The 13,011-nt window shown below is 55.5% G+C and carries 13 protein-coding genes; 8 read left to right on the top strand and 5 right to left on the bottom strand.

Features of this window, described 5'->3' with window-relative positions; translation table 11 throughout:
- Positions 1-71: 71 nt before the first annotated feature.
- Complete coding sequence (locus ACOT0L_RS03655; protein ID WP_022646567.1) at positions 72-368, top strand: YicS family protein; 297 nt, start codon at positions 72-74, stop codon at positions 366-368.
- Positions 369-418: 50 nt separating this feature from the next.
- Here ACOT0L_RS03655 and ACOT0L_RS03650 read toward each other — a convergent pair whose 3' ends face one another.
- Positions 419-1,369: a LacI family DNA-binding transcriptional regulator gene (locus tag ACOT0L_RS03650; protein WP_022646566.1), complete on the bottom strand. Its 951-nt coding sequence runs from the start codon at positions 1,367-1,369 to the stop codon at positions 419-421.
- A gap of 293 nt (positions 1,370-1,662) precedes the next feature.
- On the opposite strand from ACOT0L_RS03650, the gene ACOT0L_RS03645 reads away from it, so the two are divergent.
- The 6 genes from ACOT0L_RS03645 to ACOT0L_RS03620 all read left to right on the top strand — a co-directional run bounded on the left by ACOT0L_RS03645 (position 1,663) and on the right by ACOT0L_RS03620 (position 7,587).
- Complete coding sequence (locus ACOT0L_RS03645; protein ID WP_003861034.1) at positions 1,663-1,977, top strand: PTS sugar transporter subunit IIB; 315 nt, start codon at positions 1,663-1,665, stop codon at positions 1,975-1,977.
- An 11-nt stretch (positions 1,978-1,988) separates the two neighbouring features.
- Positions 1,989-3,314: a PTS sugar transporter subunit IIC gene (locus ACOT0L_RS03640; protein WP_022646565.1), complete on the top strand. Its 1,326-nt coding sequence runs from the start codon at positions 1,989-1,991 to the stop codon at positions 3,312-3,314.
- Positions 3,315-3,331: 17 nt separating this feature from the next.
- Positions 3,332-4,708, top strand: coding sequence for a glycoside hydrolase family 1 protein (locus ACOT0L_RS03635; protein WP_022646564.1), 1,377 nt, complete (start codon positions 3,332-3,334; stop codon positions 4,706-4,708).
- Between the two features lie 5 nt (positions 4,709-4,713).
- On the top strand, positions 4,714-5,016 hold the full coding sequence (locus ACOT0L_RS03630) for a PTS lactose/cellobiose transporter subunit IIA (RefSeq protein ID WP_014168006.1): 303 nt from the start codon (positions 4,714-4,716) through the stop codon (positions 5,014-5,016).
- Positions 5,017-5,154: 138 nt separating this feature from the next.
- The gene (locus ACOT0L_RS03625) at positions 5,155-6,534 is read left to right on the top strand and encodes a carbohydrate porin (RefSeq protein WP_022646562.1); all 1,380 of its coding nucleotides are present in this window, start codon (positions 5,155-5,157) and stop codon (positions 6,532-6,534) included.
- Between the two features lie 147 nt (positions 6,535-6,681).
- On the top strand, positions 6,682-7,587 hold the full coding sequence (locus ACOT0L_RS03620; RefSeq protein ID WP_126502759.1) for an EamA family transporter: 906 nt from the start codon (positions 6,682-6,684) through the stop codon (positions 7,585-7,587).
- 170 nt (positions 7,588-7,757) lie between these two features.
- Here ACOT0L_RS03620 and nepI read toward each other — a convergent pair whose 3' ends face one another.
- Positions 7,758-8,948 carry a purine ribonucleoside efflux pump NepI gene (gene nepI, locus ACOT0L_RS03615; RefSeq protein ID WP_126502758.1) on the bottom strand — a complete coding sequence of 397 codons (1,191 nt, stop codon included), beginning with the start codon at positions 8,946-8,948 and terminating at the stop codon, positions 7,758-7,760.
- Positions 8,949-9,154: 206 nt separating this feature from the next.
- Here nepI and ACOT0L_RS03610 point away from each other — a divergent pair, with 206 nt between their 5' ends.
- Positions 9,155-10,153 (top strand): aldo/keto reductase, encoded by a 999-nt coding sequence (locus ACOT0L_RS03610; protein ID WP_045308246.1) that lies wholly within the window; start codon positions 9,155-9,157, stop codon positions 10,151-10,153.
- A 62-nt stretch (positions 10,154-10,215) separates the two neighbouring features.
- Here the strand turns inward: ACOT0L_RS03610 and ACOT0L_RS03605 are convergent, their stop codons facing one another.
- From ACOT0L_RS03605 to ACOT0L_RS03595, 3 genes are read right to left on the bottom strand one after another with little or no spacing between them, the layout of a single operon-like run.
- Positions 10,216-11,391 carry an acetyl-CoA C-acetyltransferase gene (locus tag ACOT0L_RS03605; protein ID WP_045308247.1) on the bottom strand — a complete coding sequence of 392 codons (1,176 nt, stop codon included), beginning with the start codon at positions 11,389-11,391 and terminating at the stop codon, positions 10,216-10,218.
- On the bottom strand, positions 11,388-11,801 hold the full coding sequence (locus ACOT0L_RS03600; RefSeq protein ID WP_028014973.1) for a carboxymuconolactone decarboxylase family protein: 414 nt from the start codon (positions 11,799-11,801) through the stop codon (positions 11,388-11,390). The genes ACOT0L_RS03605 and ACOT0L_RS03600 overlap by 4 nt, the downstream gene beginning before the upstream one ends.
- Positions 11,788-13,008 (bottom strand): MFS transporter, encoded by a 1,221-nt coding sequence (locus ACOT0L_RS03595; protein WP_046621869.1) that lies wholly within the window; start codon positions 13,006-13,008, stop codon positions 11,788-11,790. Before ACOT0L_RS03595 ends, ACOT0L_RS03600 begins: the two co-directional genes overlap by 14 nt.
- Between the last annotated feature and the right edge of the window lie 3 nt (positions 13,009-13,011).

Raw genomic sequence — 13,011 nt, 5'->3', positions numbered from 1 at the left:
TCGGCTGGAATCGCCTGCCTGAATGTAACGATACATTTCAGGGAAAGCCTGTGACTTTACCGGAGGTCTCAATGAAATCTGCACACCTGGTTTGCCTGCTCGTTTGCCTGATTTTCGCTGCGTTTGTTCACGCGCTGGAGAAGAGCGCTCCGGAGAAAGAGGCCCAGATAAAACAGCAGGTCCTGAAAGATGTGAAGAAAACCTGTACCCCGCAGAAAAAGCAGAGCGATAAGGCCTGGCAGGCGATGATTTTGTCGTCTGAGGCCAATCAGCTGCTGATCAAAAATGCCATCACCGCCGTGAAGCGTGACAACCTGGACGCCTACTGGGATGCAGTAAGTCAGGTGGATTGTATGGAAGATTACTGAGGGTTGAGCGCCGGGTGGCGGCTGCGCCTTACCCGGCCTACATCACATGTTTAACGCTTCCGCACATCCGGAATAATCAAATCCCCACGCAGAACGTAGGACCCGAGCATCTGCGTTTTCGCCGTCAGCCAGCTCACGATGCGCGCCGCCATGGCGTCCATGGAATACTCAATGGCCGGGATCACCGGAATACCCGGAAGATGCAGCGAACCGCCGAGGCTGAAGACCATGATGTCTTCCGGTACCGATTTATTAAACGCCTGTAACTGCGGGATCACCCGCTGGGCTTCCTGCTCGTCTGCCACCAGCAGCGCGTTGAAGTTCAGCGTGGACGCGTTGTTGAGTAATTCCTGAAGCGCAACGGACGATGAAGTCGCGTCCATAAACACGAGGTTGCGATTAAAGGGCAGGAAGTTTTTCTCCAGCGCATGTTTGTAACCCAGCAGCACCTGATCGGCAAAGCCGCTGCCGTGCGGGTGGATCAGTGCTATCTGGCGACGCCCCTGGCTGGTGAGATAGTTGCAGGCCGTTTCAGCCGCGAACGCGTGATCGAACTGAATGCTGTTGGCGTTATCGGCTTCCATACAGTCGACCAGAATGACGTTGTCCATGTCCACGTCTAGCGGGAAACGCGCGCCAATCACCAGAATGTCATCACATAAGCCGCAGGAGAGTTCTTCAAGGGCGTTCATCACTTCTGTTTTCGTGTGTGCGAAACGCAGCAGCAGATGTTTTTGATGCTGGCTGAGGTGTTTTTCCAGCGCGTACAGGTAACCGGTGGTCTGGTTAATGTTCTCCTGCGCGCAAATCACCCCAATGCAGCCCGTCGACTGGCTGAGCAGCGACTGGGCGATCACGTTCGGACGATAGTTCAGCTCATCCACCGCTCTCAGAACAGCCTGTCGGCTGGCTTCTTTAACGCCACGCGACCCGCTCAACACCCGTGATACCGTGGCTTTGGACACCCCGGCCAGACGCGATACATCGTTGATTGTAGACATCTCTCTCCCCTGTCAGACGCAACTGGCGTCTGTAATTTCCATCACCGCTACGGCTCACATTATAGCCAGAACGGAGTATATCCGTTTCCGTTTTCCATGGAAACCGATTTTCCGTTTCCACTCAATTTGATGTCAAAACAGCCAAATTATGTGACCCACATCCGGTTAATTAGCGTCATAAGTAGTGGATATTGATGGTTGTCACACTTCTGTCTTTTATGAATGGAAACCGGTTTCCGTATCATGTCCAATCATCATCGCAATAACTTTTTACATTTTGAGGATGGTCGTCGATGTTCAAGATTATGCTGTGCTGCTCTGCCGGGATGTCCACCAGCCTGCTGGTCAGCAAAATGATCGATGTAGCAAAAGAACGGGGCTTGCCCGTGAAGATAGATGCGTATGGCGTATCCGAATTTGATACGCAGTTTCCGCACTATCAGGTGGTGCTTCTCGGACCGCAAGTGAAATACATGTTAAAGACGCTCTCAGACAAGGCAGCGACGCAAGGCATACCGGTGCAGCCCATCGACATGATGGATTACGGCATGCAGCGTGGCGATAAAGTACTGGACTATGCTCTGTCGCTCATCGAAGCGGCACACTAAAAGGTGTTCACATGAGTTCGTTATATCAATCCATGGTCGCGGTGATTGAACAGTCAATTACGCCGCTGGCCGCGAAGCTCGGTCAGCAAAAGTATGTGATTGCCATCCGCGACGGCTTTACCGCCGCGCTGCCGTTTATGATCATCGGCTCGTTTATGCTGGTGTTTATCTTCCCGCCGTTTTCGGCGGATACCACCAACAGCTTCGCCCGCGGCTGGCTGGATTTCTCCGAGACCTACCGCGAACAGCTGATGCTGCCCTTTAACCTCAGCATGGGCGTGATGACCTTCTTCATCTCGGTGGGGATTGGGGCGAGCCTGGGGCGTCAGTTTAACCTCGATCCGGTGATGTCCGGTCTGCTGGCCTTTATGGCCTTCCTGCTGGTCGCCGCGCCGTATGCCGACGGTAAAATTTCGACGCAGTATCTGTCGGGTCAGGGCATCTTCACTGCGCTTATCACCGCGATCTACTCCACCCGTGTGTACGCGTGGCTGAAGCAGAACAACGTCACCATCCGCCTGCCGAAAGAGGTGCCGACCGGCGTGGCGCGTTCGTTTGAGATCCTGATCCCGGTGATGGTGGTGATTGGTACCCTACATCCGCTGAACCTGTTCATTGAAGCGCAGACCGGGATGATCATCCCGCAGGCGATTATGCACCTGCTGGAGCCGCTGGTGTCCGCGTCTGACTCGCTGCCCGCGATTCTGCTCTCCGTTCTGCTGTGCCAGATCTTCTGGTTTGCCGGTATCCACGGGTCGCTGATTGTCACCGGCATCATGAACCCGTTCTGGATGGCGAACCTCTCTGCAAACCAGGCGGCGCTGGCGGCGGGCGCGGCGCTGCCGCACGTTTATCTGCAAGGTTTCTGGGATCACTACCTGCTGATTGGCGGCGTAGGCTCGACCCTGCCGCTGGCGTTCCTGCTGCTGCGCAGCCGCGCCACTCACCTGCGCACCATCGGCAAAATGGGCGTTGTGCCAAGCTTCTTTAACATCAACGAACCGATTCTGTTCGGCGCGCCGATCATCATGAACCCGATGCTGTTTATCCCGTTCGTGTTTGTTCCGCTGGTCAATGCCTGCCTGGCGTACGGCGCAACCAAACTCGGCTGGCTGGCCCAGGTGGTTTCGTTAACCCCGTGGACCACGCCCGCGCCGATTGGCGCCTCGTGGGCGGCGAACTGGGCGCTGAGCCCGGTGGTGATGTGCCTGGTCTGCATGGTGATGTCGGCGCTGATGTACCTGCCATTCCTGCGCGCCTATGAGCGTACGCTCATCAAAAATGAAGAGCAGAAAGCCCAGGCAACCGTCGGCACCGCTGAAACAGTTAGCAATTAAGTCAAAGAGGAAGGGTCATGAAATACGCATTTCCCGATAACTTCTGGTGGGGCAGCGCAAGCTCCGCTCTCCAGACGGAAGGGACACGAGAGGGTGAAACCACGTGGGACTACTGGTTTTCCCGCGAGCCGAACCGTTTTCACAACGGCGTGGGACCGCAGCACACCTCCACGTTTTATCAGCACTGGAAAACGGACATTCAGCTGTTGAAGCAGCTGAACCACAACAGCTTTCGCACCTCGATTAGCTGGGCGCGCCTGATCCCCGACGGTATCGGTGAAGTGAACCCGGACGCGGTCGATTTTTATAATCAGGTCATTGATGAGCTGAATGAACAGGGCATCACGCCGTTTATCACCCTGTTCCATTTCGACATGCCAATGGCGATGCAGGAGATAGGCGGCTGGGAAAACCGTGACGTAGTGGACGCCTACGCCCGCTATGCGCAGATCTGCTTCGAGCTGTTTGGCGACCGCGTGCTGCACTGGTTTACCTTCAACGAGCCGATCGTGCCGGTGGAAGGCGGTTATCTGTACGATTTCCATTACCCGAACGTGGTGGATTTTCGTCGGGCGGCGACCGTGGCATATCACACGGTGCTGGCCCATGCAAAGGCCGTTCAGGCTTACCGCGCCGGGCATTACGCGGGGGAGATCGGCATCGTGCTGAACCTGACGCCGTCATACCCGCGTTCGCAGAACCCGGCGGACGTGAAGGCGGCGCATATCGCGGATCTGATGTTTAACCGCAGCTTCCTCGACCCGGTGCTGCGCGGGGAGTATCCGGCCGACCTGGTGGCATTGCTGAAATCTTACGATCAGCTACCCGCCTGCAAGCCGGAAGACGGTTTCCTGATTGCGGAAGGGAAAATCGACCTGCTCGGCGTTAACTACTATCAGCCGCGTCGCGTGAAGTGTCGCGACAGCGCGGTGAACCCGCAGGCGCCGTTTATGCCGGAGTGGTTCTTTGATAGCTACGAGATGCCGGGCCGTAAGATGAACCCGTACCGCGGCTGGGAAATCTACGAGCCGGGTATTTACGATATTCTGGTTAACCTGCGCGACAATTACGGTAACCCCCGCTGTTTTATTTCTGAAAACGGGATGGGTGTCGAAAACGAGCAGCGCTTTATTGAAAACGGCCAGATAAACGATCGGTACCGCATCGAATTTATTTCTGAGCATTTAGCGTGGCTGCATAAAGGTATTAGCGAAGGCTGCAATTGTCTGGGCTACCATATGTGGACGTTTATTGATAACTGGTCGTGGTGCAATGCCTACAAAAACCGCTACGGTTTTATTCAGCTCGATTTGGAGACGCAGCAGCGCACCATTAAAAAAAGCGGAGAGTGGTTTGCCGCTACCGCCTTAAATAATTGCTTTGATAAAGAGTAAAAATGATGATCGCATTAGAAGAAGCCGTAATGGAAATTATCGTCAACGCCGGTCAGTCCCGCAGCCTGTGCTTCGAAGCGCTGCATGCGGCGCGCCAGGGCAACCTTGACGAAGCCAAAAGCCTGCTGCGTGAAGCCGATGGCTACGCGCGCCAGGCACACAAGATGCAGACCAAACTGATCGAGCAGGACGCGGGCGAAGCCCGCCAGCCGATGACGTTAATTATGGTGCACGCGCAGGATCATTTAATGAATTCGCTATTAGCGCGTGAATTATCTGAAGAGATTATTCATTTATATCAGAGATAGTCTATGGCGAAATAATTTAATGTAATACCTCTGTTCCTAAAACTAGAAATCCACTTGTTCTGATGATAGCGACATATTCTGTCAGATCGGAGCGGGATGGTTATTGTCTGAATAAAATTAAACTATATTGAGATAACCATGAATACGATTAAAAAACTTCCATTAACCATGGCGGTTATCGCCGCGCTTTGTCCAATTTCCGTGCTCGCGCAAGAATTTACGCAGGAGCAAATTGACGCCATTGTGGCGAAAGCGGTGGATAAAGCCCTGGCCGAGCGTCAGGCGAAAATGGATGCGGCGGTCGCGAAAAAAGCGGACGTCATCACCGAGCCGCAGAGCGCAGCGCAATCCCCGGACATGGCGATTCCGTTTGGCATCAAATTTACCGGCTACGCCCGCTACGGCGCGCACTTCCAGGCCGCTGACCAGAAGTATGTGGCGGTGGACGGCTCCTACAACGGCGCGTCCGCGATTGGTCGTCTGGGTAACGAAGGCAACGGCGGGGAATTCCAGCTCTCCAAGGCCTTCAAGGGTGATAACGGCGCCATCTGGGACATCAACGTGATGATCGACCACTGGGGCGACGAAGTTAACCTCAAAAAAGCTTACGCCGGGGTGACCAACATTATGGCCTCCAACCCGAACGCCTACTTCTGGGCCGGTCGTGACTTCCACCAGCGTCCGCAGCAGGGCATCAACGATTACTTCTGGATGAACCACGATGGCCAGGGCGCCGGGGTGAAGAACTTCGACATCGGCGGCGTGCAGTTCGACGTGGCTGCCGTGGCGGCGGTGGAATCATGTAGCCCGGAAGTGATGGAAGATGAAGCCAACCCGTCGCGCATCACCTGTACCGGCGGCTCCGGCACGGGTGACAAGGGCAACTACGCTGCCACCTCAAAAATCCACGGCATGAAGCTCGGCCCGATCGACCTGGAGCTGTACGCCAACTACGGTTTTGACTCCAAAGCCGTTGAGAGCGACGAGCGTCTGAACGCCTGGCAGGGCGGCGTGGTACTGAGCCACACCAACGATAGCGGCGTGAACAAGGTGATCGCCCGCTACTCCGATAATTCGGACAACAGCGTGTTCAACAAAACCGAAGATCTGACCACGGTCTACGCCAGCTTCGAAGGGCTGTATAAATTCACCCAGGCCACGCAGGTGGAGTACATCCTCGCCTTCCACGACTATGACAACAGCCGTGATGACACCGACAACCGTAAGAACTACAACGCCATCGTGCGCCCGATGCACTGGTGGAACGACGTTCACTCCACCTGGCTGGAAGCGGGCTGGCAGCACGTAGATTACGACAACGGCGGCGACAACAAGGGCTGGAAGCTGACCCTGTCGCAGAACATGTCTATCGCCATGGGGCCGGAGTTCCGTCCGATGCTGCGCTTCTACGTGACCGGCGGCAAAGTGGACAACGAACGCACCGCGCGCGTGAACAACACCAAAGATGAGACGCTGGACGACTTCAACGTCGGCGCGATGTGGGAGGCGTGGTTCTAAGGTCAACAACATGCCGGGTGGCGCTACGCTTACCCGGCCTACGGTTTTCCCCCTCTCCCCGTGGGAGAGGGCCGGGGTGAGGGCATCATGCCGCACACAACCATGCTATGCTGTTGGCCAATTAACGACAACATAACAGGGGAGAACATGGGTTCCACACGCAAAGGGATGCTCAACGTCCTGATCGCCGCCGTTTTATGGGGCAGTTCCGGAGTTTGCGCGCAGTACATCATGGAGAAAAGCCACATTTCTTCGCCTTGCCTGACCATGGTTCGTCTGCTGTTTACCGGCGTGATCCTGCTGACGCTCTCCTTCGTTCACGGCGACAAGATTTTCTCGGTCATCAAAAACCGCAAGGACGCCCTCAGCCTGCTGTTTTTCTCGCTGGTTGGCGCGCTCACCGTGCAGCTCACCTTCCTGCTGACGATTGAAAAATCCAACGCCGCTACGGCCACCGTGCTTCAGTTCCTGTCGCCAACCATCATCGTGGCGTGGTTCGCCCTGGCGCGGAAAACGCGTCCCGGCATATTTGTCTTATCCGCGATTTTGACATCGCTTGTGGGTACCTTCCTGCTGGTGACCCACGGCGACCCGACGTCGCTCTCCATCTCGCCTGCCGCACTGTTCTTCGGTATCGCCTCGGCGTTTGCCGCGGCGTTTTACACCACCTATCCATCAACGCTTATCGCCCGCTACGGCACGCTGCCGATTGTCGGCTGGAGTATGTTGATTGCGGGACTAATGCTGACGCCGTTCTACGCCGGACGCGGCACCACCTTCGCCATTGACGGCGGCCTGCTGCTGGCGTTTTTCTACCTGGTGGTGATTGGCACCGCGCTGACGTTCAGCCTGTATCTGAAGGGCGCGCAGATGATCGGTGGGCCGAAGGCAAGCATTTTAAGCTGCGCCGAACCCCTGAGCAGCGCGCTGCTGTCGGTGGTTTTGCTGGGGGTGGCATTCACCCTGCCGGACTGGCTGGGAACGCTGCTGATTGTGTCGTCGGTGGTGCTGATTTCGATGGATTCACGCAGAAGGGTTAAGGCATCGGCGTAAGCGAATGTCCCCTCACCCCGGCCCTCTCCCCAAAGGGGCGAGGGTGAAAAGACAGCACCGAGCAGTCCCCTCTCCCCGGCCCTCTCCCCAAAGGGGCGAGAGTGAAAAGACAGCAACGAGCAGTCCCCTCTCCCCTGCGGGGAGAGGGTTAGGGTGAGGGGGAAAATTGACTACTTCGCCTTCACCTTCCCCGCCACCAGCAGCGCGGTCAGCAGCATCAGCGTACCGGAGATCACCAGCGGTGACGTCAGCCCCAGATGGTCGAGCGCTACGCCGCCCACCGCCGCGCCGCAGGTGTTCGCCAGCTGGATCACCGCCACCTGAATCGACCCGGCTTTTTCCGCCTGATCGGCAAGCGAGCGGGTGATCCACGTCGACCAGCCCACCGGCACCAGCGCAAAGGCAAAGCCCCAGACAATCGCAATCGCCGATGCGACCCACTTGTCGCTGCCCCACAGCACCAGCACCGCGGCACTGATCGCCAGCACCAGCGGCGCACTCGCCAGCGCCACCTTCAGGGAGCGCTTCAGGAACTGAGACGACAGTGAGGTGCCGACGAAGCTGGCGATACCGAAGCTCAGCAGCACCAGCGTCAGGCCATCCACGTCAAAGCCCGCCATGGTCATATACACCGGGCGAATATAGGTAAAGAAGGCAAACTGCCCGGCAAAGGCCATGAAGATGGCGGTCATCCCCGCCAGCACGCCCGGACGCTTGAGCAGCGCGAACATGTTCTGTTTGTGGTGCGCCGCTTCACCCGGCAGAGACGGTAGCGCTTTCCACACCCAGATAATGCACAGCACGCCCATCACTGCCGCCGCGTTAAAGACGTTACGCCAGCCGATAATCCCACCAAGGAAGCTGCCCAGCGGCGCGGCAATCACCAGCGCAATAGAGACCGCGCCGAAGATAACGGACAGCGCTTTTGGCACGGTGCGCGCGGGCACCAGGCGCATGGTCAGCGAGGCCGACATCGCCCAGAAGCCGCCTAACCCCAGCCCCAGGCAGGCGCGACCCAGCAGCAGCAGGGTGAAGCTTTCAGCGAAAGAGACCAGCAGGCAGGAGAGCGTCAGCAGCACGCTGAACAGAATAACCACCTTGCGACGGTCAATGGTGCCAATCGCCTGGGTGATAAACAGGCTGGCGAACATCGCCACAAAGGCGGTGACGGTAACGGACTGCCCCGCCACGCCTTCGGAAATGCCCAGATCCTGCGCCATCGGCGTCAGCAGGCTGACCGGCAGAAACTCAACGGTGATCAGGCAGGCGACGCAAAATGCCACGGAGAAAACCGCCGACCAGTTGGGGCGAGACACCTCTTTGGCCTGCGGCGGAGTCGTGGGCTGGATATGTTCTGTCATGGCATCACCTGAGATAAAAACGTGCGGAAAAGTCGCGCAGTTTATCATCAAAAGTGTGACGGATTTAACGATTTGACAACTTTTGCCGTTTTTAAAGATTCGGAAGACAGATCGGCGGTCACTGATACCTTTTCAGCATAACGAAAATGAAAATTCAGTAACCACAATTGAGGTGAAACAATCATAGCGTCTGAAAAGGAGAAACTATGAAAACACGTACTTTATCTCAAAATCTTACCGTCAGTGCCGTCGGCTACGGTGCCATGGGTCTGAGTGAATTTTATGGCCAGACTAATGACAAAGCCTCACTACAGGTATTGCATAGCCTTATCGATCTAAATGTGACGTTTATTGATACCGCAAATTTATATGGTCGTGGTCATAATGAAAGACTGATTGGTCATTTTCTTGCCGGTCTGGATAAAAGCACTCGTGAGCAGTTTAAAATCGCCACGAAGTGCGGCATCGATCGCTCTCCTGACGAGTCCTACGCCCGCACTATCAACAATACGCCTGATTATATCATCCGCTGCTGTAATGAGTCCCTAAAGCGGCTTGGCGTGGAACGAATCGACCTCTTTTATCTTCACAGAGTGAGCAACGCAACCCCGATCGAAGAGAGTATGGATTGTCTGCGCACCCTTGTTAAAGAGGGCAAGATCAACCACATCGGCCTTTGCGAAGTGTCGGCTTCAACGCTGCAACGGGCTCATGCGGTGCATCCGGTGACCGCATTGCAAACAGAATATTCTCTGTGGACACGAGACATCGAGGAAAACATTTTGCCGGTCGTGAAAGCGCTAGGTATTGGCCTGGTGCCATACTCACCTCTTGGCAGAGGCTTCCTGACGGGAAAATACCTGAACAACAACGATTTTGCAGAAGGTGATTTCCGCAAGAATAACGAACGATTTGTTCAGTCCAGCCTCGATCATAATCGCCAGTTGCTCGATATCATTACCCCACTGGCGACAAAGTACGGCTGTACCGCAGGTCAGATTGCGCTTGCCTGGCTGTTAGCACAATACGATCGGCTGGTTCCCATTCCGGGTACTAAGCACGTCAACTATCTGGCCGAAAACGCGCGCGCTGCCGATACTGTGCTTGAGAAGAGCGATATCGAATCGTTGAACAACCTTCATCGCCGGGTAGCGATTAAAGGCGATCGTTATTCTGCCGAGGGTATGAAGGGCGTGAATGCCTGATATAGCATCTTGAAAATAAAAAACCGGGTTTCCCCGGTTTTTTTATATCCACAGATACGCCGTTACCGATAAACGCTCAACGCGACGCCTTCCCCGCCGCCAACGCACAGTGCGGCAACGCCACGCCTGGCATCATTACGGATCAGGGAATGAACCAGCGTCACCAAAATTCGGCAGCCAGATGCACCTATCGCATGCCCAAGCGCGATTGCCCCGCCGTATGGATTGATACGATCCGGAGAAATCCCGGTCTGCTGAATCACGGCCAGCGCCTGGGCGGCAAACGCTTCGTTGGATTCAAGATGATCGACATCCTCAGGCTTCCATCCCGAGCGGGAAAGACAGTCGGCAATGGCCTGAATCGGGGCTGCACCCATTAATGCCGGCTGGATACCGGAATTGGAAAATACGCCCAGCGATGCCAGAACCGGCAAGCCACGCGCTTCGGCAGTCTCACGCGTACAAAGCAGGACCGCAGCGGCACCGTCATTCAACGATGAAGCATTTCCCGCCGTCACCGTACCCTCTTTTCGGAAGACAGGCTTCAGTTTCGTCAATTTTTCGATACTGGTTGCACGGGGTCCTTCATCCCTCTCCACGCTTATCGTTTCACCTTTTCGCGTCTGCCACTCAACAGGGATAATTTCACGCTCGAAAATGCCACGCGCCTGCGCTTCAAGCGCATTGTGGTGAGAGACAAGGGCATATTCATCCTGCATTTCGCGGCTGATACCAAACTCCGTCGCAACATTCTCTGCGGTGATACCCATGTGATAATCGTTGAAGGCATCCCAGAGCCCGTCAGAAACCAGGCTATCTTTGAGAGTAATATTACCCAGCCGCGTTCCGCTACGCGACGTCGTGGCGATATGCGGCGCGTTGGACATACTCTCCTGACCACCGGCGATAACAAACTCAGCTTCACCCGTCTTCAGCGCCTGCATGCCAAGATGGACCGCCTTAAGCCCGGACCCGCACACTTTGTTTACCGTCAGGCATTGCGTATCTACGGGCAATCCAGCATTCAGTGCCGACTGTCGGGCCGGGTTCTGGCCGCACCCCGCAGTAAGAACCTGTCCCATAATGACCTGAGAGATATGACTGGCTTCTACGCCAGATTCTTTCAGGAGCGCCTGAATGACGCGGCTTCCCAGGTCAGAGGCTGAATGCTCCGCAAGCGCGCCCTGAAATGCGCCCGTCGCCGTGCGGCGGGCTGCAATAATAACAATCTCGCTCATGCGTCACTTCCCTTCAGTCCTGGCAAGGTATGGCCCGTCGCGGCCATTGCCGCGCGGTATGCAGTAAGACCATTCATGCAGGCGGGAACGCCAGCATATACCGCCATCTGTATCACAATTTCAAGCAGCTCTTCCGGCGTCACGCCGGTATTGAGCGCGCCTCTCATATGCAGTTCTAGCTGCGGCATGGCATTACCCAGCGTCACAAGCGAGGCGACGGTCAACATTTCGCGCGTTTTGAGATCTAGTCCCGGACGACCCACCACATCCCCGAACGCATAGTCGGTAATCAGGGCGGGCAGCCCCGGGTCCAGCTCGCTCAGGCGGCGGGTGACTTTATCCGCGAGCCCCGCTTCAAGACGGTCCATAATCTCTCTGCCATAACGCGTGCGGTCATTAATTTGACTCATAAGATTTCTCCATACGGGATTGTTTTGCGGTCAACGTTGCCGGAATAACCGCGACAAGCAGAACGGACAGACCGATGGCCGTACCGGCGACGATATACAGGAGCGGCATTGAAAATGATGAAACCATCCAGGCACCGACTGACGCACCGATACCAATGGCGGTATTGAAAAACGAAACGTAGATTGCGGAGGCCGGGAAGGCTTTATCCTCTGCCATACGTAAAACCCACGTCTGGAAACCGACAAATATTCCTGATACGGCGACACCCCAGATAACCATACTTGTGAAGATCAACGCAGCAGAGAGCGAGGAACCAGACAGGCCCAGGAACAACAGCACTGCACAGATTAGCAGTACAGACAAAGAGACCGTCAGCTTGAGATACTTATCAATCAACACGCCGGTCAGGAAATTACCTGCAAGTCCCGCGATGCCGTAAACAAAAAGCACAGCAGGAATAATGGTGGTGGACAGTGAACTCTGCGTGTGTAGCCAGGGTTCAATGTACGTAAAGGCGGCAAAGTGAGCTGTCACAGCCAGCAAGGTTGCTGAGTAGATTTTCCATAATGTTGATGATTTCAGCACGCCTTTAAGCGCATCCAGCCCGAGCGCGCTTTTGCTGGTAATCCGGGGAACAAGAACGCTAATACCCACAAAGGCAATTACGCTCAGCGCGGCCATCAGCCAAAATGCCTGACGCCAGCCGAAGTGAATACCAATATAGTTGGATACCGGTACGCCAAAAACGCTTGCTGCGGAAACACCACCAAATACGATTGACGTCGCGGCCCCTATATATCTGGCAGGGACCATAGCCACCGCCGTCGCGCCGATCATCGCCCAGAATGCGCCGTGAGCGAGCGCACCCAGTACGCGGGCGCTAAGCAGCATGCTATAGACGTTTACCGTCGCAGCCATAACGTTAGAGACCAGAAGCACCACGGTGAGCACAAGTAAAAGCCGCTTTCTGGACACATTTCCTAAACAGACGGAGGCAAACAGCGCACTCAACGCCCCCACCCAAGCATAAAGCGACACGGTCATGCCCACCGCAGATTCCGAAGACTTTAGCCCCTCTGCGATTGGCGTTAATAATCCGACTGGCGCCAGTTCGGTGGTGACAATAGTAAAGGTTGAAATAGCCAGAATGAATAAAGCAAGCCATGACCTTAACGTCATATTTTGCGGAGAGAGTTCTGAAGTCATACT

It is taken from the genome of Enterobacter cloacae complex sp. XAL002 (genome assembly GCF_049236805.1).
In the GTDB taxonomy this organism is placed as follows: domain Bacteria; phylum Pseudomonadota; class Gammaproteobacteria; order Enterobacterales; family Enterobacteriaceae; genus Enterobacter; species Enterobacter intestinihominis.
Note: the sequence above shows the minus strand (reverse complement) of the source record. Positions and strands in the feature narration are given on the sequence as shown.

Excerpts from the sequence above, each read along its gene's own strand:
- ACOT0L_RS03655 (WP_022646567.1), top strand. The coding sequence starts at position 72 with ATGAAATCTGCACACCTGGTTTGCCTGCTCGTTTGCCTGATTTTCGCT.
- ACOT0L_RS03650 (WP_022646566.1), bottom strand. The coding sequence starts at position 1,369 with ATGTCTACAATCAACGATGTATCGCGTCTGGCCGGGGTGTCCAAAGCC.
- ACOT0L_RS03645 (WP_003861034.1), top strand. The coding sequence starts at position 1,663 with ATGTTCAAGATTATGCTGTGCTGCTCTGCCGGGATGTCCACCAGCCTG.
- ACOT0L_RS03640 (WP_022646565.1), top strand. The coding sequence starts at position 1,989 with ATGAGTTCGTTATATCAATCCATGGTCGCGGTGATTGAACAGTCAATT.
- ACOT0L_RS03635 (WP_022646564.1), top strand. The coding sequence starts at position 3,332 with ATGAAATACGCATTTCCCGATAACTTCTGGTGGGGCAGCGCAAGCTCC.
- ACOT0L_RS03630 (WP_014168006.1), top strand. The coding sequence starts at position 4,714 with ATGATCGCATTAGAAGAAGCCGTAATGGAAATTATCGTCAACGCCGGT.
- ACOT0L_RS03625 (WP_022646562.1), top strand. The coding sequence starts at position 5,155 with ATGAATACGATTAAAAAACTTCCATTAACCATGGCGGTTATCGCCGCG.
- ACOT0L_RS03620 (WP_126502759.1), top strand. The coding sequence starts at position 6,682 with ATGGGTTCCACACGCAAAGGGATGCTCAACGTCCTGATCGCCGCCGTT.
- nepI (WP_126502758.1), bottom strand. The coding sequence starts at position 8,948 with ATGACAGAACATATCCAGCCCACGACTCCGCCGCAGGCCAAAGAGGTG.
- ACOT0L_RS03610 (WP_045308246.1), top strand. The coding sequence starts at position 9,155 with ATGAAAACACGTACTTTATCTCAAAATCTTACCGTCAGTGCCGTCGGC.
- ACOT0L_RS03605 (WP_045308247.1), bottom strand. The coding sequence starts at position 11,391 with ATGAGCGAGATTGTTATTATTGCAGCCCGCCGCACGGCGACGGGCGCA.
- ACOT0L_RS03600 (WP_028014973.1), bottom strand. The coding sequence starts at position 11,801 with ATGAGTCAAATTAATGACCGCACGCGTTATGGCAGAGAGATTATGGAC.
- ACOT0L_RS03595 (WP_046621869.1), bottom strand. The coding sequence starts at position 13,008 with ATGACTTCAGAACTCTCTCCGCAAAATATGACGTTAAGGTCATGGCTT.